15 protein-coding genes and 1 tRNA gene are annotated in these 17,569 nt (G+C 60.6%); 5 read left to right on the top strand and 11 right to left on the bottom strand.

Features of this window, described 5'->3' with window-relative positions; all coding sequences use genetic code 11:
• Positions 1–240: 240 nt before the first annotated feature.
• On the bottom strand, positions 241–1,695 hold the full coding sequence (locus tag GLX_RS11270) for a lytic transglycosylase domain-containing protein (protein WP_231850333.1): 1,455 nt from the start codon (positions 1,693–1,695) through the stop codon (positions 241–243).
• 547 nt (positions 1,696–2,242) lie between these two features.
• Between GLX_RS11270 and GLX_RS11275 the strand changes: the two genes are divergently transcribed.
• From GLX_RS11275 to GLX_RS11285, 3 genes are read left to right on the top strand one after another with little or no spacing between them, the layout of a single operon-like run.
• Positions 2,243–3,619 carry a GDSL-type esterase/lipase family protein gene (locus tag GLX_RS11275; protein ID WP_014106080.1) on the top strand — a complete coding sequence of 459 codons (1,377 nt, stop codon included), beginning with the start codon at positions 2,243–2,245 and terminating at the stop codon, positions 3,617–3,619.
• Entirely contained in the window at positions 3,619–5,031 is a 1,413-nt protein-coding gene (locus GLX_RS11280; RefSeq protein ID WP_014106081.1) for an MBOAT family O-acyltransferase, read from the top strand. Before GLX_RS11275 ends, GLX_RS11280 begins: the two co-directional genes overlap by 1 nt.
• Positions 5,031–5,303 (top strand): hypothetical protein, encoded by a 273-nt coding sequence (locus GLX_RS11285; protein WP_014106082.1) that lies wholly within the window; start codon positions 5,031–5,033, stop codon positions 5,301–5,303. Before GLX_RS11280 ends, GLX_RS11285 begins: the two co-directional genes overlap by 1 nt.
• Before the next feature lie 336 nt (positions 5,304–5,639).
• Here the strand turns inward: GLX_RS11285 and GLX_RS11290 are convergent.
• The 4 genes from GLX_RS11290 to GLX_RS11305 all read right to left on the bottom strand — a co-directional run bounded on the left by GLX_RS11290 (position 5,640) and on the right by GLX_RS11305 (position 8,658).
• Positions 5,640–5,730 (bottom strand) — tRNA-Ser (locus GLX_RS11290).
• A gap of 145 nt (positions 5,731–5,875) precedes the next feature.
• Positions 5,876–7,681, bottom strand: a complete 1,806-nt coding sequence (lepA, locus tag GLX_RS11295; protein WP_014106083.1) for a translation elongation factor 4 — start codon at positions 7,679–7,681, stop codon at positions 5,876–5,878.
• A gap of 90 nt (positions 7,682–7,771) precedes the next feature.
• Positions 7,772–8,443, bottom strand: coding sequence for a S24 family peptidase (locus tag GLX_RS11300; protein WP_014106084.1), 672 nt, complete (start codon positions 8,441–8,443; stop codon positions 7,772–7,774).
• A complete protein-coding gene (locus tag GLX_RS11305) occupies positions 8,440–8,658 on the bottom strand; it encodes a hypothetical protein (RefSeq protein ID WP_014106085.1) in 219 nt (72 codons plus the stop codon). Before GLX_RS11305 ends, GLX_RS11300 begins: the two co-directional genes overlap by 4 nt.
• 313 nt (positions 8,659–8,971) lie before the next feature.
• On the opposite strand from GLX_RS11305, the gene GLX_RS11310 reads away from it, so the two are divergent.
• On the top strand, positions 8,972–9,502 hold the full coding sequence (locus GLX_RS11310) for a hypothetical protein (protein ID WP_014106086.1): 531 nt from the start codon (positions 8,972–8,974) through the stop codon (positions 9,500–9,502).
• A 79-nt stretch (positions 9,503–9,581) separates the two neighbouring features.
• On the opposite strand, the gene GLX_RS11315 is transcribed toward GLX_RS11310, so the two are convergent.
• From GLX_RS11315 to GLX_RS11340, 6 genes are all read right to left on the bottom strand, one after another.
• On the bottom strand, positions 9,582–10,361 hold the full coding sequence (locus GLX_RS11315) for a hypothetical protein (protein WP_014106087.1): 780 nt from the start codon (positions 10,359–10,361) through the stop codon (positions 9,582–9,584).
• Between the two features lie 101 nt (positions 10,362–10,462).
• Entirely contained in the window at positions 10,463–12,235 is a 1,773-nt protein-coding gene (locus GLX_RS11320) for a DEAD/DEAH box helicase (protein WP_014106088.1), read from the bottom strand.
• Between the two features lie 169 nt (positions 12,236–12,404).
• Positions 12,405–13,391 carry a zinc-dependent alcohol dehydrogenase family protein gene (locus tag GLX_RS11325; protein ID WP_014106089.1) on the bottom strand — a complete coding sequence of 329 codons (987 nt, stop codon included), beginning with the start codon at positions 13,389–13,391 and terminating at the stop codon, positions 12,405–12,407.
• A 223-nt stretch (positions 13,392–13,614) separates the two neighbouring features.
• Positions 13,615–14,769, bottom strand: a complete 1,155-nt coding sequence (locus GLX_RS11330) for a GNAT family N-acetyltransferase (protein ID WP_014106090.1) — start codon at positions 14,767–14,769, stop codon at positions 13,615–13,617.
• A 78-nt stretch (positions 14,770–14,847) separates the two neighbouring features.
• Positions 14,848–15,315: a RidA family protein gene (locus GLX_RS11335; RefSeq protein WP_014106091.1), complete on the bottom strand. Its 468-nt coding sequence runs from the start codon at positions 15,313–15,315 to the stop codon at positions 14,848–14,850.
• Between the two features lie 47 nt (positions 15,316–15,362).
• Positions 15,363–16,949 (bottom strand): TSCPD domain-containing protein, encoded by a 1,587-nt coding sequence (locus GLX_RS11340; protein ID WP_041247374.1) that lies wholly within the window; start codon positions 16,947–16,949, stop codon positions 15,363–15,365.
• Positions 16,950–17,172: 223 nt separating this feature from the next.
• On the opposite strand from GLX_RS11340, the gene GLX_RS11345 reads away from it, so the two are divergent.
• Positions 17,173–17,541, top strand: a complete 369-nt coding sequence (locus GLX_RS11345) for an NADH-ubiquinone oxidoreductase subunit NDUFA12 family protein (RefSeq protein ID WP_014106093.1) — start codon at positions 17,173–17,175, stop codon at positions 17,539–17,541.
• The last annotated feature ends 28 nt before the right edge of the window (positions 17,542–17,569 follow it).

Here is a 17,569-nt window from a genome sequence, read left to right on the forward strand (position 1 = left end):
AATTTATCATTTCTCTTTACTGTGATCCTGTAAAATCGTCAATCTATTCTGAAATAATTGGCATGACTTTAGGTGGAATGTATTGTGAGGGTGGCAGGGATGGTTTCCCCAATGCGGGCATTGTTTGCAGGACAGTTGGAAGAAATGATCAGAAACGACCATCAGGCGTATCAGCGCCAATGCCAGAAGTTTACGGCCCTTTCCCAGGGGAACGTAATATTGCAGGGCGGCAGGCATGTCCTACTGGAAGGATGTTTCTGCTGCCAGGGGGAGTTTGGCTTTCTCGCCCAGGGCCAGTGAATCAAGGGTCGCGGGCCGACGATTGAGTTTTTCCGAATACATCCAGCTATGCAGCAGTACTGTCTCGATCCAGTTTCGGACTCTGGGCTTGGGAATGGCCTCCAGAAAGGCAAGGGGCTCATCTGTGCTTTGTTCGGACGCCTTCCAGTGGGCTACCATGGCATGGCCCACCGCATAACTTGCCAGCAGGCGGATGAGGTGGTTGTTGATGCGGCCATCCCGGGCCAGCGCCATCAGGTAACGCTGCCCGATCAGTAGATTGAAGGATGGGTTATTGAGATCCTCCAGTCGACTACCAGCGAAATTCGCGGCTGTAAGGGGCATGAGTTGCATCAACCCCCTTGCGCCGCTTTTGGAGACGACCGTGGGCTGGAAGCGCGATTCAATGGAGATGATCCCATATATAAGCGCGGGGTCCACCACAAACCCGCCGCGTGGCGTAAAGCGATGCGGAAGATCAAGGGCATGGCCAGGAACAAGCTTGCTGGACCTAGCGTAAGGTGTTCCGGCAGCATTTTCAACCGCGTGTGCAATAAGCCCTATGGACTGGCGTTCATTGATATTGTCCGCATTGGCCCAGTCATTGTGCAGTTCGGCCTCGGCCAGGTCCATACGGCCAACCTGCAGAAGTGCCATTGCCCGGTGGCCTGCGGGCCGTGCGGCAACCACGGCTACATCGGCAACCGCGATTACGGCTGTATCATTCTGTGATTCGTTTTTATCAAGGGTGTGACGGGCAATTACCCCATAAAAACAGTCTTTGCAGCGTGCACTCTGCACAAGCCAGCGCACGGCATCTTTCGTATTGCCCGCACGTCCGGCGGCGCGGCCTGCCCACCACGATGCCGCACTACGCAGGTCTTTGGAGGCTCTATCGGCATTGGCCGCCCACGCAAATAGCTGTTGTGACTGCGGTACTTCCCCCAACCGCCAGGCAGACAGGCCCGCATAAAACGCCACTCTGCCGCTTGCTTCCCTGAAGGCGGAGGTGGCCAAGGCCCTGCCGAGAACAATCCTGTCCTGTCCCTGTGCGTAAAGGTTCTGTGCGTCAGTCGCGCTGAGGGTCCTGCCAGCCATCCTGTTCCCACCGACAAGAGCATCGGGATTGCTACGAAATGCCAGCATGGCCCGCATCATGGGGGTAGCCGGAAGATCCGGATATTGTGCCAGCCAGCTTTCCAGCATAGGGGTGGAGCAGGCATGTGATGCATGAAGGCACCGTTCTGCCAGAACACTGCCGGTCAGGCTGCCATCTTTCAACTGCCGCAGCAGGGCATCCGCCCCATCAAAATTACCGGCGGACTGATCGGCAAAAGCGGCGCGGAGACGGGCGGCATCGCTTGCGGAAAGCGGATGGAGCAGGGTTGCCTGCCCCTGTAACATGGGAACAGCCATGGCAACTTCATCGGCCGGCAGGGGATGGGCGGAGAGGCCCGATGGCTGGCAAAATGCTGTTGTCAAAGAAAAAACAGCAATAGATGCAACGACAAAAAGACCTGCTATTCCATGCTTCAGGGGGCGCAAAATATACCGCATAATTGCGGGAAATAACAGATATTCTAAAATAGATAAATACCAGAATTGCGCGCTGATAACGCGGCCCTGTTCAGGCATGATTCAGTTCGTGACGGCATGGTGTATAAGACAACAGAAAATGATAGGGCTGTTTCTTCCGGTCATATTGTGTCGTATTGCCATTCATTAAGATGACCCCACAGGTTTTCGGCATGGTCAGGGCGGGGTAGACCCAATCCCGTGCAATCTGTCGGGGTTTGCGGTCGTATCGTGGGAAGGGTGGGGCATGCTCTGGTGTTCATGATATGTCTAGGACGCCTGTCCAGAGTATTTCTCCTTGCGCTACCCCTCATCAACGGCACAGCGCCGGGTAGGTTGCCGGGCATGCCCGATGCCCGGCAGACGCTGAAAATATGTGGTTACAGATATGGTGTTCCATGGTAAAATTTCCCCAATAAAGATTTTCATTGGGAACTCTGTGGCACGCACTCACCATAAGCTGAGCAATAGCCTGTTTCGTAATTGCTCTTTGTCCCTGTTTTGTGCAGTGCTGTTAATGGGGTGTGCTGCATCCCAGGATGCGGCACCAGCCCGATCTATTGAGAAATTGGGTCGCTATTCTTCTGTTGTGCCTTTTTATAAAGCCCTGGATGCCCTACAGGGTGGTAAAGTGACAGAACCCGTTACTATATTGCAGATTGGTGATAGCCACACCGCTAACGATGCGTTTAGCGACCAGATGCGCACCCAGTTGCAACAGCGGTTCGGCAATGCGGGCAGGGGCTACATGCAACCCGGCGTGCCATTTCGCTATTACCATCCCGCACAGGTTACTGTTTCCTCTAATGGGTGGACTGCTGTCAGTGCGTTCAGCAAGACGGCGACAGGCCCGTGGGGCATCAGCTTGGTCAGGCAGCATGCGGACGCACCTGCCAGCATGACCGTTACCGCAGATGAAGCCGGCGGGCTTGGCCATGGGATGGTGGAATTTCTGCGCCAGCCAGGGGGCGGGCAGATTGTCGTGCAGACAGATGATGGTGGGCACACCGTCGTTTCAACCGCATCATCCCAGAATGCCGATGCCATGTGGTTGCGGATGCCCACCACGCCCAATACCCAGTCCGTTACCGTCTCGGCCATGGGTGATGGCCCGGTCGATATACTGGGTTGGGAAGTTGGGAAAGGGAGCCAGACAAGGCTAGAGCCAGGAATATTATATTCCAATCTGGGTATTACAGGCTCTACGATAGATATCGTGAGCAAGGTTGATCCCAGAATATTATCCGAAGAAATCAGACACATCAAACCAAGCCTGCTGATTGTTGCCTTTGGCACCAACGAAGGGTTCAACAACACTACGAATTTCGATTCATATGCTGCCCGGTATGAACAGATCATACATGATTTGCATAGTGCCGCACCCATGGCGGGCCTTGTCGTCACACTGCCGCCTGATGGTGTTCACCAGGAACGGCAGGCCCCTTATACTCGCTCGTGTGAGAGGCTGGCATACGAAGCCAGGGGCTTCGCCACGCCACCCGCGCTCAACACTGTCCGCCAGGCACAGACAGGTGTGGCCCAGCGTAACCACTGGATGCAGTGGGACTGGCGTCAGGCCATGGCCGATACGACGCATTCCGACGGGCGCTGCACCATTCTTGTCTGGGGGCGTCGCAATCCACCAATCGCGGCAAAAGATCATGTCCATCTTCTGAAAGCAGGCTACCAGCAGACTGCCATGTCATTGTACAATGATTTAATGAATGGCTACAGTTTATGGTCTTTGCAGAAACATAAAAAATAATGCTTTTCCCAACACTTAACTTCGCTTTATTCTTTATTGCCGTTGCTGTCATTCTGGCATTGATCGGTGGGCTGTGGGAAATCAAGAAGATTTTCCTGGTTGTCGCAAGCTATGTTTTTTATGCTTTCTGGAACTGGCATTTCTGCATCCTGCTGCTGGCCAGCACGACTGTCAGCTATTCGGTAGGTCGATGGCTGCCGGAAGAAGACAGGCCCCGTTTGCGCAAGTGGATGGTAGGTTGCGGGATCGGAATCCAACTGCTCGTCTTGGCATTTTTTAAATATTACGATTTCTTTGCTACGTCTTTTAACAAGATGACGCGCGATGTTGGGTGGGGAGAGCCCGTTCCGCTTATTGAAATCCTTCTGCCTGTTGCCATTTCGTTTTTTACCTTTCATGGTATCAGCTATATTGTGGATGTATACCGTGGCAAGGTCACGCGCTGCCGTCGTTTTACAGACATGATGCTATACATGTCTTTCTTTCCGCAGCTTGTGGCTGGCCCGATCGTAAGGTCTTCCAAATTCCTCCCGCAACTGGAGCGGCCTTCACTCACGCCGCCGCCGATGGCAACAGCCCTGCTAATGATTGCAGGCGGGCTTTTTAAAAAGGTCATACTGGCAAGCTATCTGGGAACGCAGCTTGTTGACCCGGTTTTTGCTGACCCCGCCAGTTTTTCGACGCTGGACCTGTTATTCGCGCTCTATGGGTTCGCCGTTCAGATATTCTGCGATTTTTCCGGTTATACGGATATTGCCATTGGTCTGGCCGCCCTGATGGGTTTCGAGTTCCCGCAAAACTTCAACCAGCCTTACCGTAGCCCGTCTTTACGCGATTTCTGGCGGCGCTGGCATATGACGCTATCTTTCTGGCTGCGTGACTATCTCTACATACCCCTTGGTGGCAGTCGGCATGGGCGAGTGCGTACGGCCGCCAATCTCATGATTACCATGCTGCTGGGGGGATTGTGGCACGGCGCGGCCATGAAATTTGTCATGTGGGGTGCCCTGCATGGTGGTGGCCTGCTGCTGGAGCGCCCTTTCTCCGATCGTCTGGAAAAGACACGGGGTATTGCGCGCGTTATGGCCGTACTGGTGATCTTCCACTTCGTCTGTTTTACATGGCTGTTTTTTCATGCGGAAGATATGGAAAGTGTCTGGCTTTACCTGCAGTCCATGACGCCCCTGAAACCGGGAAGTTTTGCACAGGTCACGCCTTTTACCCTGGGCCTGATCGCGCTCGGTATCGGTTTGCATTTCGTGTCCAAAAACATACCTGAGCGTGTTGGGGCGCTCCCTGCTGTGCGACGTACGCCAGACTGGATACTTGCCATTGCGTTTGGTCTATGCGTGTTGATGATTGATGCCGCAGGACCCAGCGGTGTCGCTCCCTTTATATATTTTCAGTTCTGATGACGAAGTCTTCCCCTCAATCCCCCACGCGCCGTTTGCTGGCAATCGTGCTGGTGGCAGCCGCAAGCGGTATATTTTTCGGGTCTGTGCCCATTCTGGCCTGGGCCGAGCAGTTGCCGCCTGCCATGCCATACCAGACGACGCTTCAATCCGTGGCAGAGCGTTGGAATACGTTCGCAAGGCGTCTGAAGCTGACCGTGCCGTATGACACGGTCCGTGCATTGGAACGAGAGATTGAAAGCTACCGCTTCGCCCCTGCGCCAGACCAATGATGCATTGAAGAGGCGATAACAGGACAGACGCGTTTTACGGACAGGACAAAGGGGGTTGTGAACGAGGTGCTGCGCCTGGCCTCGGGATCTGCGTGTAAATCGCCTCTGGCGCCAATGCGATGATATCTGCCGATCTGCCAGACGCATGCCATGCCAGAACAGGCTTATATCCTGATGGAAACCGGGAAACGCCTGTGTTGAAATGATAACGGATTCTGACAGGGGCAGCCACACGTGACCCTTGCTCCGTGGCGTTATGGAAAACGACATTTGGAGAACATCCCGCCAAGAACTCATGACGGACAGGAATGTCTCAATATTTTCAGTGGATTATCGTGGCGGAGAGAGTGGGATTCGAACCCACGGTACGCTATTAACGTACACACGCTTTCCAAGCGTGCGCCTTAAGCCGCTCGGCCATCTCTCCAGCCGGTACCGGACCCTGTCCCATCCCGTGCGGGATGGTGGTAGCCGATGGGGCGGAACATATCACCAAATTTTCTTGGCGCAAGAGGAAAACGCCATGCCCGCAGCCCCTACCCCCAAGTGGGGGCAGGGTGATTGACTGGCCGTTACTGGTCCATCTTGAGTGCGGCCAGGAAGGCGCTCTGCGGTATCTCCACCTTGCCGAACTGGCGCATGCGCTTCTTGCCTTCCTTCTGCTTGTCCAGCAGCTTGCGCTTGCGCGAAATGTCGCCACCATAGCATTTGGCCGTTACGTCCTTGGACATGGCGCCAATGGTCTCGCGTGCGATGATGCGGCTGCCGATGGCGGCCTGCACCGCAATCTTGAACAGCTGGCGGGGGATCAGTTCCTTGAGCTTGGCGCAGATCGAGCGTCCGCGCGTCTCGGCTGCCGAGCGGTGGGCGATGAAGGACAGCGCATCCACCGGCTCCTGATTGACGAGGATGGAAATGCGCACGAGGTCGCTCTCCTCATATCCGTCCATCTGGTAGTCGAAGCTGGCATAACCGCGCGTGACCGATTTCAGGCGGTCGTAGAAGTCGAACACGACCTCGTTCAGCGGCAGGCGATAGACCGCCATGGCACGGTTGCCGACATAGGTCAGGTCTTCCTGCACGCCGCGCCGCTCGCTGCACAGGGTCAGTACCGCGCCCAGATATTCATCCGGCACCATGATGGTGGCGCGGATCCAGGGTTCCTCGATCGTCTCGATCAGGGACTGGTCAGGCATGTCGGCGGGATTGTGAAGTTCCGCCTGCTCGCCATTGGTCAGCTGCATGCGGTAGACCACGGACGGGGCGGTCGCAATCAGGTCAAGGTCGAATTCGCGGCTCAGGCGTTCCTGGATGATCTCCAGATGCAGCAGGCCAAGGAAGCCGCAGCGGAAACCGAAACCAAGTGCTGCTGATGTTTCGGCCTCGTAGTGGAAGGAGGCATCATTGAGACGCAGCTTGGCCAGGCTGTCACGCAACTTTTCAAAATCATCGGCCACGATGGGGTACATGCCACACCACACCACGGGGATGGAGGGCTTGAAGCCCGCCAGCGGGGCATCGGCCGGACGGCGGTCGTCGGTAATGGTGTCGCCCACGTTGGTGTCGGCCACGGTCTTGATGGCGGCGTTGATGTAGCCGATCTCACCCGGGCCCAGTTCGGCCACGTTAGTCATGCGCGGGGCGAACACGCCCACCTGGTCCACCAGATGCACCACGCCGGTGGACATCATGCGGATGCGCATGCCGCGCCTGAGCCGCCCTTCCTTTACCCGCACCAGAGTGATGACCCCCAGATACGGGTCGTACCAGCTATCAACCAGAAGCGCCTTGAGCGGAGCCTCGGCATCACCAGTGGGCGGCGGCAGGCGCTTGACCAGTGCTTCCAGCACGGCCTCGATGTTCAGCCCAGTCTTGGCCGAGACCTCGACCGCGTCATCGGCGGGAATGCCGACCACTTCCTCGATCTGCTCCTTCACGCGCGGGCAGTCGGCAGCGGGCAGGTCCACCTTGTTCAGGACGGGCACGATCTCGTGGTTGGCATCAATGGCCTGGTACACATTGGCCAGTGTCTGCGCTTCCACTCCCTGGGATGCATCGACCACCAGCAGCGAGCCTTCGCATGCGGCAAGCGAACGGCTGACCTCATACGCGAAATCAACATGGCCCGGCGTGTCCATCAGGTTCAGGGTGTAGGTCTTGCCGTCTTCGGCAGGGTAGGTCAGGCGCACGGTCTGCGCCTTGATGGTGATGCCGCGTTCACGTTCCAGATCCATGTTGTCCAGGACCTGGTTGGTCATTTCCCGCTGTGTCAGCGCGCCACAGGCCTGGATCAGCCGGTCGGCCAGGGTCGATTTCCCATGGTCGATATGGGCGATGATCGAGAAATTGCGGATCAGGGAGAGGGGCGTGTCGGTCATGGCCGAGACATAGTGTAAAATCGGGAGAAAGTCAGCCGCTACCTGTGGATCACATGCAAAATATCCGCATGCCCACCGGCGGTGGGCAGCCTACATGCAGGCCATCGTGATACGATGGATACGGGTCGCGCCATCAAGGATGATTTCCTCCCCCTCTATGGCGGCAAGGCCCTTGATGCGCACAAGTTCGTGCACGGGTGCCGTGACCGGGGCATCATGCCAGCGCTCCGTCACCATACCGCAGCATGCCGTGCCCTGCGGGGTGTGCAGGAGTACGCGGTCATGCACCCGGATCGCGGCCGTGGGGGAGACGACCAGGGTGCCCCCCTTGCGAAAGATCGGCTCCATGCTGTCGCAGTCCACATGCACGGCATAGGAGTGGTGGTCCGCCATGCCGTGGAACTCCCATTTCTCCCATCGTTCGCCTTCCGGCAGGCCGGTTTCATCGAATAGTTCAGGGTGGGCCAGCTGGGAGAATGGTGCGATCTTAAGGTGCGAATGGTGCGCCCGTGATGTGGTTTCGTGATCATGGTGGCCTGATAGCAGGCGGCTGAACCCCTCGAATGAAATGCCGGTGGCCGACAGCGTGCGCGCAAGGCTTTCCGTGCCCGGCCAGCGCGGGCGGCCTGAAGGCGTGATCCGTTTGGAGGGGTTGAAGGTCGTGCTGTCCAGTCCCGCTGCGCGGGCCAGGCCCGATGGTGTCAGCCCCCGTTCGGCAGCCAGGCGGTCTATGGCGCGCCAGATATCATCATGGCTGATCATGTCGGCTGTTTCAGTATCTCGGTCCGGTGGCGTGCCCGGCCCTGTTCGGTCAGAGTATAGCGGTTTGTGGTCCCGCCACTGGCCAGCCCCATGCCTTCAAGCCGACGCAGGCAGGGCGCATCGGGCACGGCGACCGGCCTGCCTGCCTGCCCGCTCAGTTTTAGCCGATGCAGCGCAGAGCGGCAGCATGATTCAAGATAAGGTTCATTCCACATGGGACAGGGACCGCCAGGAACAGGAAAAACAGTACCGCCACCACCACATGATTACGGCCAGCAGGATTGGAACAGACGTGGCGGATATGCTTGCTCCCGTTCACATAGTGGCATTATTGCGGCATGTCCACCACGCGGGGCGGCTCTGTCTGCGCCAGAATGGAGGGTGGCATGTGCTCCATGCGTTACGTTTTTCAGCAATTGATTACTATATCCTGTGCAGGATGGTAACGTGCTGTCATATTTCTGACCAATCCATGCCATAGACCCGCATAGCATTCAGGTAGAAATCCCCTTGACCAAGGTTGAGTCCATGAAATTCCACAAATATCTTCTTGCTTTCTCCATTGCCGCCGCGCCGGTTGCTACAGCAGTCAGCGCCATGGCGTCTGACTGCAACAACAGCCAGAACACGCCCGGCTGGGATGTGCTTGATCGTGTGGCGAAAGCAGGTGACTGTGCCAACAACCGCCTGCAGTCCTACCGCGATAAGGTGAACCAGAATGTGCAGAACCGCGAGCAGAGCTGGAAAGACAGCCAGCAGAACCTGCGGCAGGATTATAATAACCGGGTCAACAACCTGAAGCAGGATACGGTGGGTAAGTGGGACAGTGCGCGGGACAGCGCCCAGCAGAAAGTAGCTGACCAGCGTTCACGCTTGGACGACAAGATCCAGAACGGTCGCGACCGGCTGGATGCGATCCGCAATGCGCCCCGCAACCGGATGGATGCGTTGCAGAATGCCGGCAACGCCGAACGCCAGCGCTGGGATAACCTCAAGAACGGTACCCGCTCCAACATCAATGATTTCCTGGATGGCGGAAGCCAGCAGGGTAAACAGTAAACCCTGTGTCCCTGCTGGCTGAACCGGCAGGGACGGTTTGTGGTGCCATGGCCCGTTACCCTTGTGGTAACGGGCTTTTTTATGGTTGTGCGCTAATATTCATGCTGAAGGTGCGCGGCCCATCTGCGGTAGCGTGCGATGGTCGGGCGACCTGTACAAGATAAAGATCATTATCCGGCACACGCCATGACTGTTCCGGCCCAGCAGGGGCGAGATGGGGGTCGAGTACTTGCATCTCCAACCCGGTACCTGTCGGCTCCAGCCGTGCCGTGACTTGTTCGCCCCGGTGCAGGCTAACGCGGTAAATGCACTGCTCACCCGGTCGGAGCCGCCCGCGCCATTCAAGCTGCATGCCGGGCGCAAGGTCCTGCGCCGGATTGCACAGGGGCGGGACGGTATTCATGTTTGCAAGCAGGGTGCGGATATCGTCAGGCTTGGCAAGCGGTGTGTGGCCTGTGGTGTATATCTCGACCCGGCCAGGGTTGAGCAGGCCCACGGTTATGTTGCGCCCCTGCCTGTCGGTCAGGAGCCACGCCAGGCGGCTGTCGCCCTCATGCTGCTTGTTGCCGATCATGAACAGTCTGTCGCCTGTGGGCTGCAATGGACCGGCTACCTGCATGTTCTGCACGAAGGTCGCGTACCGGTCTCCAAGCATCTGCCGCAGTGTGGTGGCCAGGGGGCCTTTGCCAAACAGTTCCATATCCGGCGCGTAGTGTCCGCTTGCCATGGTCAGTTCTTCTGCAAGCGCGGCAGAAGGATCAGCGGCGGACGGGAGAACGGCAGGTGCCGCGCAGGCGGAGGTGATATTTATGGCGGCAAGGACACAGAAACCAGCAATGGCAGGGCGGAAAAGGAACATGGGCAGACCTGAATCTCATAGTTAGAAAAACGCATGCCCGGTTGGAGACCAGGCATGCGCTTAACGTCCAGTATGGAGTTCGGGTTGCCCCGGATGCTGCTTCAGGCGCGCGGCGGGCGCTTGCGTGTGGAAGCACCCCCACGCGGCGGCCCACCAAAGCCACCGGGACGACCAGCCCCACCGCCGGGCTTGCGCGGCGCGAACGACCGGCCCCCACGCGGTGGGCCACTGCGGCGCGGCGGCCCACCGGCCGGTGCGGTCGCGGGAGAGATCTGCACCTCGTCATTTTCGATCGAGGCGATGCAGGAGCGGAATTTATCGGTCGATTCCGGGGTGATCTCGAACAGCGTCTGGGTATCGTTAATGCGGATGGCGCCGATATCCGCCTTACGCACGCCACCCAGGCGGCAGATTAGCGGGATCAGCCACTTGGGATCAGCCTTTTCCTGCCGACCCACATTCATGGCGAACCATGCGCCCGGTTCGGCGCTGGCGTAGCTGTCACGTGTGGGGCGGGGGCCATCACGCTCGGAACGCTCACGCACAGGGCGCGGGGCATCGGGGGTGATGTGGCGCACGTTCTCGGGCGCGGGCAGACGGGCGCGGTACATCTGCAGCAGGGCGGCGGCAAGCTGTTCGCTGCTGCGGCCTTCAACCAGCTGGCCTACCAGTTCGCTGTCAGCTTCCGCCACGTCCTGGTTCAGCACCGGATCGGCCAGCAGGCGCTTGGCGTCATTGGCACGGATTTCGGCAGCCGTCGGCACGCCGGACCATGTGGCGGTGATCTTGGCGCCCTGCATCAGTCGCTCGGCACGGCGGCGCTGTGACATGGGCACCATCAGCACGCACACGCCCTTGCGCCCCGCGCGGCCCGTGCGGCCCGAACGGTGCAGCAGGGTGGCGGGATCGGTCGGCAGGGTGGCATGGACCACCAGCGCCAGTGCGGGGATATCGATGCCACGGGCGGCCACGTCGGTTGCCACGCACACATTGGCCTGACCCTTGCGCAGGCTGTCGATGGCGCGCGTGCGCTCGTTCTGCCCCAGTTCGCCCGAAAGCGCGACGGAGGAGAAGCCGCGCTCCACCAGTGCCGCCTGCATGTGGCGCACCATCTCACGCGTGGCGCAGAACACCATGGTGGTCTGGCTGTCGGTATAGCGCAGCACGTTGACCACGGCGGGAATCAGTTCACGCGCATCGGCCACGATGGCGCGGTATTCGATATCGGCATGCTGCTTGGCACCCGACAGGGTGTCGATGCGCACGGCGTCGTTCTGGTAACGGCGCGCAAGGGACGCGATTTCCTTGGCAATGGTGGCCGAGAACAGCAGAGTGCGGCGTGTCTTGGGCATGGCGTCGAGCAGTTGCTCAAGCTCGTCACGGAAGCCGAGGTCGAGCATTTCGTCCGCCTCGTCCAGAACGACCACGCGCAATTCCGACATGTCCAGACGGCCACGCGACTGGTGATCGCACAACCGCCCCGGCGTGCCGACCACGATATGGGCACCCATCTGCAGGGCGCGGGCTTCACGCCGCGCGTCCATACCACCAATGCACGAGACGATCCGCCCGCCAGCAGGCGCGTACAGCCACGTCAGTTCGCGCGTGACCTGCATGGCCAGTTCGCGCGTGGGTGCAATGATGACGGCCAGCGGCGGACCCGCCGGGCCAAAGCGTTCGGCCCCACCCAGCAGGGTGTCGGCCATGGCGAGGCCGAAGGCGACGGTCTTGCCCGACCCGGTCTGGGCGGAAACAAGCAGGTCGCGCCCTTCGGCGGCAACATCCAGAACGGCAGTCTGGACAGGAGTGGGATTATCGTACCCACGCTCGTCCAGCGCGCGTTGCAGGGCGGGGTGGGTTTCAGGAAACGACATGTATCGGGCAATCCGGACAAAGCATGAAGAACATGGGCGACGCAGGAAGGAAACTGGCCGCCGGCCCGTGTTCATGCGTCAGGGAGAACGCCGGTCCATAAAGAATGATTGCTCCAAAAGCCAGAAATAATAAACGGGCAGGGCATTTTACGCTGTCTGCCCGCAACCTTCAGGGCACCAGAACGGCCGCCCCTTCAAAGCGACCATGGCGCAGGTCATCCAGTGCCTTGTTGGCATCACGCAGGGGATAGGGGGTTGTTGTCGTGCGGATTCCCACCCGTGGCACGATTTCCAGAAAGTCCAGCCCGTCCTGTCGCGTCAGGTTGGCGACCGATACAATCTGGCGTTCCTCCCACAGCAGGTCATACGAAAAAGCGGGGATTTCACTCATATGGATGCCCGCGCATACCACGCGCCCGGCCTTGTGCACGGCCTTCAGCGCCGCAGGTACCAGCGCGCCCACGGGGGCGAAGATGATGGTGGCGTCCAGTTGTTCGGGTGGGGCTTCATCCGATCCGCCAGCCCATGTGCAGCCCAGGGAGCGGGCGAATTCCTGTGTTTTCGTATCGCCAGGACGGGTGAAGGCATAGACCGAACGCCCCTGCCACACCGCCACCTGTGCAATGATATGGGCTGCGGCCCCAAAGCCGTAAAGCCCGATGCTGCGTGCCTCCTTGCCCGCCATGACCAGCGAGCGCCAGCCGATCAGTCCCGCGCACAGCAGGGGGGCGGTGGCCACGTCGTCATCGCCTTCGGGCAGGGGGAAGGCAAAATGCGCGTCCGCCACCGCCAGCGTGGCGTAACCGCCATCGCGCGTGTAGCCGGTGAACAGCGGGTGGTCGCACAGGTTCTCGTGGTCGGTTTCGCAGTAGTGGCAGCAGCCGCAGGTGTGGCCCAGCCATGGAATGCCCACGCGCTGGCCCATGTGCAGCCCCTCCACATTCGGACCAAGCGCGTCGATCCGGCCCACGATCTCGTGCCCCGGTGTCAGGGCGTGACCGGGAAAGGGCAGATCGGCATCCACCACATGCAGGTCGGTGCGGCATACGCCGCACGCCCCGACCTTGACCCGGATCTGCCCCGGCCCCGGCTGCGGGTCGGGCAGTTCGGTCCATTGCAGGGGGGTATGGGGGGCAAGCAGCCGCATTGCGTACATGGTCCGCTCCTTGGAAGCTGTTTGAAAAGCCTGCCTGAAGACCATCCCGCACTCATGAGAAAATTTCAAAAGACGCCGCCTTTTTGAAAAAGACAGTATTTTGAATTTTTATCATTTCTTATCAATGGGTTGTTTTCAGGCAGTCTCTATAACTGGACGTGTGCAGGAGAACGTAAGTTATCACATCCGTTTCTGTGCGGGCATGACATGTATCATCACAGCCTCATGACCCAGCGCGGTAAGGGGTCATGGCATCAAGGGCAGGCAGTTCGGCCATGATGGCCGCGCGTTCATGGCCCAGAAACTCAGCCACCGCCACACGTAGGCCGGGATGGCTGATCCAGTGGGCGGAATGGGTCAGGCATGGCCGGTAGCCGCGCTGTAGCTTGTGCTCGCCCTGCGCACCGGCTTCCACCCGTTTCAGACCGTGTTCGATGGCAAAGTCGATGGCGCGGTAATAGCACAACTCAAAATGCAAAAAGGGCCAGTCATGGCCCGAAAGCCGCCCCCAGTTGCGCCCGTACAGCGTATCGCGCCCCATCAGGTTGAGTGCGCCTGCCACCGGTACGCCGTCTTGCCGCGCCACCATGAGTACGACCCTATCCCCCAGCCGTTCTGACAGCAGCGGGAAGAAGCCGGGCTGCAGGTAGGCGCTGCCCCACTTGCGGTCCACGGTGGAGAGGTAGAACTGGTAGAAATCATGCCATAGCGCTTCGGTAATCTCTGCGCCACGATAGGCATGGAAGGTCAGCCCGCAGGCATTGGCATCGCGCCGTTCACGCCGGATGGCCTTGCGCTTGCGTGAAGCGAGTGCGTCCAGAAAATCATCAAAGTTGCCGTAGCCGGCATTCTCCCAGTGGTACTGCACGCCAAGGCGCTGTAGCCAGCCATTTTCGCCCAGCAGGTCATATTCATGCTGTGTGCAGAAGGTGACGTGGATGGAGGAGAGATCGAGTTCCCTGCACGCCTGCTGTAGCGCACGGCCGGCCAGCAGGCGGCGGGCATCGGCATTGGGCACCTCACCCACCAGCAGGCGTGGCCCCGGCACGGGGGAGAAGGGCACGGCCACCTGCAATTTCGGGTAATACTGCCCCCCTGCCTGGGTAAAGGCCTGTGCCCATTGCTGGTCAAACACGTATTCGCCAAAGGAATGGCCCTTGGCGTAAAGCGGGGCCACCGCCAGCAGGTGGCCCGCGCCATCGCGCAGGGCAAGGTGCTGGGGCAGCCAGCCCGTGGCAGGGCCGGTGGAGCCGCTATCCTCCAGCGCCGAGAGGAAGGCGTGGCTGGCAAAGGGGTTGTCATCCCCCGCGCAGGCATCCCACTCGTGTGCCGGGATTTCCGCAATCCTGCGGTGTAGGATCATGGTGGTGCCGGTCATGACGGGCACTGCGCGGTAAGGGCGGCGTGGTGTGCTGGGGTCATGACAGGCTCCCTGCCGTGTGGGTTACATCCGTGTTCAGCCGATTTCAAATAGCCCCTCGACCTCAACGGCCGAATCGAGCGGCAGCGAGGGTACGCCCACGGTGGAGCGTGCGTGACGGCCCGCATCACCAAACACCGCCACTGCGAGGTCGGATGCGCCATTCATGACCGTGGCATGCTGGGTGAAATCGGGCGTGCAGGCAATGAATCCGCCTAGCCGGACCACGCGCTTCACGCGCGAGAGGTCGCCAAGGGCGGCCTTAACCTGCGCGATCACGTTGATCATGCTGTAGCGTGCGGCCTCGACCGCCAGTTCCACCGGCACGCTACCACCCAGCTTGCCGGTAGTGAGCAGCCTGCCATCGACCAGCGGCAACTGACCCGACACCACCAGCGACGATCCGCTGATCACGGTACCGACGTAATTGGCAACAGGCGAGGCGGGAGTGGGCAGGATGATACCAAGCTGCTTGAGGCGCTGTTCGGGCGTGGTGTCGGGCATCGGGTCGTCCTTCTTCATCAGGGGGCGGGCAGTCACGTCAGGCTGGATCAGCCGACCAGGCGCAGCCTGCGCCGCCGTGGGGGTGTGTCATCGCCATCGTCATTGCCGGAACCGGGCAGGTCAAGCGGCAGCATGGGGGCGGGGCTGTCCGCCATGATTTCCTCATGCGGGGCATCGGGTAGCCTGCGGCCCAGATAGGCATCGGACAGGGCACGGAAGGCGTAGTCCAGCATGGATGTCGCATAGGATGCAACCGGGTCGCCCTCCACCGTGCCGGCGGGGCCGAATTGGGTGTAGGCAAAGGCCTCGACATAGCTTTCCAGCGGTACGCCGTACTGCAGGCCGATGCTGACCGCCTGGCCCAGCGTGTCCATGAGGCCACGCACCATCGGGCTTTCGCGCGTGGGTGTCAGGCTGATCTCGCCCAGTGCGCCATCGGCGTATTCACCCGTACGCAGGAACAGGCGGTGGCCGCCCACGCTGGCTTTTTGCGTAAAGCCGCCATGGCGGGCGGGCAGGGGGCGGCGCACGCCGCGTTCCAGCCCCGCACGGGTGGCCAGCACATCGCGCGTGGCGTCGGGGCGCGGGGGCGCGCGGTCCACGAAGCCGCTCAGGGCGCGGTGCATGGCCTGGTGGGAGGCGGCGCTGGGTAACGGCAGCACGCTCTCGCCCGCAAGGGTTGCGGCAAAGGCGGCCTCCAGCGTCAGGCCCCTGCACGCCAGGCGGGCCAGCGTGCTCGTAGCTAGCCGCCCATCCGGGCGCAGTGGGGAAAACACGGGGGCCAGACCGCAGGCTTCCACGCCCAGCAGCGCGTCGATCGGGCCGGAGGTGGAAAAGCCGGTTTCCACCCGTGCGGCGGGCTGGTCGATTTCCACCGCGGCTTCCTGCCACACGTTGCGTGCAATCTGGCTCACACCGGGCAGGATGCTGCGGACGGGGGGCAGGGGCATGGCGTCCGCACCCTCGCCCGCATGGGCTACCAGGGTGGCCAGCGCCACGATGCTGCACGCAGCATCGCGCCCGGACTCGCTATCATAATCGAAGCCTAGCCCGGCCAGGCAGGCATCGAGGTTGGTCAGCAAAAGGGAACCGGCAACGCAGGGGGGCTGCGGCGGCATGGCGGGGGGAACGGCGCGCAGGTGGGAGGCTGTCCGCTGCGTGGGGTCGGGCAGGGGCAGTTCGCCATTGCACAGGGGCTGCCTGTACTGCGCGATCATACGCAGCATGCGTGCCAGCAACCGGAGTGCTGCCACGAAGTCACGCGCCATGAAGCTGTTGTCGGCTTCCACAAACGCAGCCAGGTTGACCACAAAGCCGGGCCTGCGGTCATGATGGCCATGCCACAGATCCTGTGTGGGAGCGGCCTGGCGCATCAGCAGCAGGCACGACAGCGCGCGTGCCACCGGGCGCACGGCCGGTCCGGCCGTGCTATCCATGCACAGGTCATCTATCCAGTGCGCCGCCTCATCGGGCAGGCTGGCGGGACCATGGCCGGGAGTCAGTCGGGCCAGGGCCTCGGCTGCCGTGTCATCCCAGTCGGCGGGCAGGGTAACGGAACGTGGCGCGTCGTCAGGGTCCGCTGCGGCCTCTACCGTCCGCATGCGCACGCCGTTCCAGTGGCTTCGTGCTGTCATGCCTTCCGTTTTACCGGTGGCCGGCAGTGCTGCGGAACCCGTTTGTGGCGGAGTCGCAACTATACATCCCACTGGGTACAGTGGATATGGGGGATAACTTCCCGTGAGTGGAAAGCTGCGAGCCGCCGCCCGTCCCGCTACATGGGCACGATCCCGCAGATGTGAGGGGCGGAAGTGCATATCCACGTGGACCGTGCGTGCCCGCGCGGACTAGGCTTGGGGCATGGCAAATCTAGGCACCCGTATCTATACCCGTTTCAGGGGGCGGCTGGTCGGCAGGGACGCCGATGGCCGGTGTTATTATGAGGCCCGCACTCCCAACCGCACCGGCGGCGGGGAAAAGCGCCACGAGCGCTGGGTCATATACCACAAGGGCGAGGACGCATCCGCCGTGCCGCCAGAATGGTGGGGCTGGCTGCACCATATGGATGCCACCCCCCTGCCCGAAAGCGCGCGCCAGCCCTGGCAGCAGCAGTGGCAGCCCAACCAGACCGGCACGGCAGCGGCCTATCACCCCCCCGGCAGTGACCTGCGCGGCGGGCAGCGGGCTTCTACCACCAGTGATTATGAGGCATGGTACCCCGAGGGATGAAACCCGTGGCGTAACCTGCTAGGGTGCC

Origin of the sequence: Komagataeibacter medellinensis NBRC 3288, from assembly GCF_000182745.2 — a bacterium.
In the GTDB taxonomy this organism is placed as follows: domain Bacteria; phylum Pseudomonadota; class Alphaproteobacteria; order Acetobacterales; family Acetobacteraceae; genus Komagataeibacter; species Komagataeibacter medellinensis.

What these genes read in the sequence shown, in the direction of transcription:
- GLX_RS11305 (WP_014106085.1), bottom strand. Translation starts at nt 8,658, where the DNA reads ATGTGGAATGAACCTTATCTTGAATCATGCTGCCGCTCTGCGCTGCAT.
- GLX_RS11280 (WP_014106081.1), top strand. Translation starts at nt 3,619, where the DNA reads ATGCTTTTCCCAACACTTAACTTCGCTTTATTCTTTATTGCCGTTGCT.
- GLX_RS11320 (WP_014106088.1), bottom strand. Translation starts at nt 12,235, where the DNA reads ATGTCGTTTCCTGAAACCCACCCCGCCCTGCAACGCGCGCTGGACGAG.
- GLX_RS11275 (WP_014106080.1), top strand. Translation starts at nt 2,243, where the DNA reads ATGGTGTTCCATGGTAAAATTTCCCCAATAAAGATTTTCATTGGGAAC.
- lepA (WP_014106083.1), bottom strand. Translation starts at nt 7,681, where the DNA reads ATGACCGACACGCCCCTCTCCCTGATCCGCAATTTCTCGATCATCGCC.
- GLX_RS11340 (WP_041247374.1), bottom strand. Translation starts at nt 16,949, where the DNA reads ATGACAGCACGAAGCCACTGGAACGGCGTGCGCATGCGGACGGTAGAG.
- GLX_RS11315 (WP_014106087.1), bottom strand. Translation starts at nt 10,361, where the DNA reads ATGTTCCTTTTCCGCCCTGCCATTGCTGGTTTCTGTGTCCTTGCCGCC.
- GLX_RS11330 (WP_014106090.1), bottom strand. Translation starts at nt 14,769, where the DNA reads ATGACCGGCACCACCATGATCCTACACCGCAGGATTGCGGAAATCCCG.
- GLX_RS11270 (WP_231850333.1), bottom strand. Translation starts at nt 1,695, where the DNA reads ATGGCTGTTCCCATGTTACAGGGGCAGGCAACCCTGCTCCATCCGCTT.
- GLX_RS11325 (WP_014106089.1), bottom strand. Translation starts at nt 13,391, where the DNA reads ATGTACGCAATGCGGCTGCTTGCCCCCCATACCCCCCTGCAATGGACC.
- GLX_RS11300 (WP_014106084.1), bottom strand. Translation starts at nt 8,443, where the DNA reads ATGATCAGCCATGATGATATCTGGCGCGCCATAGACCGCCTGGCTGCC.
- GLX_RS11335 (WP_014106091.1), bottom strand. Translation starts at nt 15,315, where the DNA reads ATGCCCGACACCACGCCCGAACAGCGCCTCAAGCAGCTTGGTATCATC.
- GLX_RS11285 (WP_014106082.1), top strand. Translation starts at nt 5,031, where the DNA reads ATGACGAAGTCTTCCCCTCAATCCCCCACGCGCCGTTTGCTGGCAATC.
- GLX_RS11345 (WP_014106093.1), top strand. Translation starts at nt 17,173, where the DNA reads ATGGCAAATCTAGGCACCCGTATCTATACCCGTTTCAGGGGGCGGCTG.
- GLX_RS11310 (WP_014106086.1), top strand. Translation starts at nt 8,972, where the DNA reads ATGAAATTCCACAAATATCTTCTTGCTTTCTCCATTGCCGCCGCGCCG.